This is a genomic window from Streptomyces sp. 8L, assembly GCF_020176795.1.
GTDB lineage: Bacteria > Actinomycetota > Actinomycetes > Streptomycetales > Streptomycetaceae > Streptomyces.
Genome location: NZ_JAIUKE010000575.1, coordinates 1 through 1,615 on the forward strand (window position 1 = coordinate 1; position 1,615 = coordinate 1,615).

A 1,615-nucleotide genomic window follows, 5' to 3' on the forward strand; every position below is an offset into this window, starting at 1 on the left:
CCGCTCGCCGGAGCCGGCCGGGAGGCGTGCGACGGGGGCCCGCTCGCGCCGGGCCTTCCGGGGGTGCCTCGGCCCCAGGCGATCTGGCGCCGGTGCCCGCAGGCGTGGTACTCCGGAGGCGGGAATGATCACGGGGGCGCCAAACGCTCCCACGAACAAGGATGTTGCGACATGCGAACAAGTCTCGCCCCGGAGGGGCCGGGGGCCCCCCCCCCCCCCCCCCCCCCCCCGGTGCGTGAGGGGCCCCCCCCCACCCCCCCCCCCCCGGGGGGGCCCGGCGCCCCCCGCGGTCGCCCCCGGACCCGGGTCCGTCGTTCCGGCCCCGCACTCCCCCGTCCCTGCGGCATCCGGGCGGGCGCCTCGTGAGCGTGCGTGACATCGTCGTCGTCGGCGCCTCCGCCGCGGGGAACACGGCGGCCCTCACCCTCCGCCGGGAGGGGTTCGACGGCCGGATCACCATGGTCGGCGCCGAGGACCGGATGCCCTACGACCGGCCGCCCCTCTCGAAGCAGGTGCTGGACGGGCGCTGGGCGGCCGACCGGGTCGAGCTGCCCGCCGCGCCCGACGTGACCTGGCGGCTCGGCGTCCCGGCGGGGTCGCTCGACGTCGCCGGGCGCACGCTCACCCTCGCGGACGGGGCGCGCCTCGCCTACGACGGCCTGGTCCTCGCGACGGGCGTCGCACCGCGCCCGCTGCCGTACGGGCACGACCTCGCGGGCGTACACCTGCTGCGCACCGCAGACGACGCCCTCGCCCTGCGCGCCGCCCTGCTGTCGGCCGCCTCCGTGCTGGTCATCGGCGCCGGGTTCCTCGGGGCCGAGACGGCCGCGGTGGCAAGGACGTTCGGCCTTGACGTGACGCTGGTCGACCCGCTGCCCGCCCCCATGGTGCGGCAGTTCGGGCCGCGGGTGGGCGGCCTGCTCGCGGATCTGCACCGGGCGCGCGGCGTCGATGTCCGCATGGGTGCCGGGGTCACCGCGCTGCACGGCGAGGACGGCCGGGTCACCGGGGCCACGCTCACCGACGGCGCCACCGTCGACGCCGACGTGGTCCTCGTGGCGATCGGCTCCGTGCCCGCGACGGGCTGGCTCGCCGGCAGCGGGCTCTCGCTGGCGAACGGCGTGGACTGCGACGAACTGTGCCGTGCCGCACCGGGCATCGTCGCGGCGGGCGACGTGGCGAGTTGGCCGCACCCGGGGCTCGGCGGCCGGCGGATACGCGTCGAGCACCGGATGAACGCCACCGAGCAGGCGGTCGCCGCCGCGCGCACCCTGCTCGGCAAGGGCACGCCGTACGCGCCGGTGTCGTATTTCTGGACCGATCAGTACGACGTGAAGATCCAGGCGTACGGCAGCTGGACGGAGGACGCGGCGCTCACCGTCCGCGAAGGCTCCCCGGAGGAGGGGAAGTTCACGGCGGTCTACCACGAGAAGGGCATCATCACCGGCGCCCTCGGCTGGAACATGCCGCGTGCCACGCGCCAGTTGCGCGCGTCGCTCGGGACGCCCGCGCCCTGACGCGCGCCCACCGGGCGCCCCCCCCCCCCCGCGGGCGGGGGGGGGCGCGGGGGGGGCGCCGGGGGGGGCGGGGGGGGGGGGCGGGGGGCGCGGCGCGC

Annotated in this window: 1 protein-coding gene; it reads left to right on the forward strand. The window is 78.3% G+C overall.

Annotated elements, in window-relative coordinates; translation table 11 throughout:
• Window positions 1–362: 362 nt before the first annotated feature.
• Window positions 363–1,517: an NAD(P)/FAD-dependent oxidoreductase gene (locus LCE31_RS34675; protein ID WP_308042356.1), complete on the forward strand. Its 1,155-nt coding sequence runs from the start codon at window positions 363–365 to the stop codon at window positions 1,515–1,517.
• Window positions 1,518–1,615: the final 98 nt, after the last annotated feature.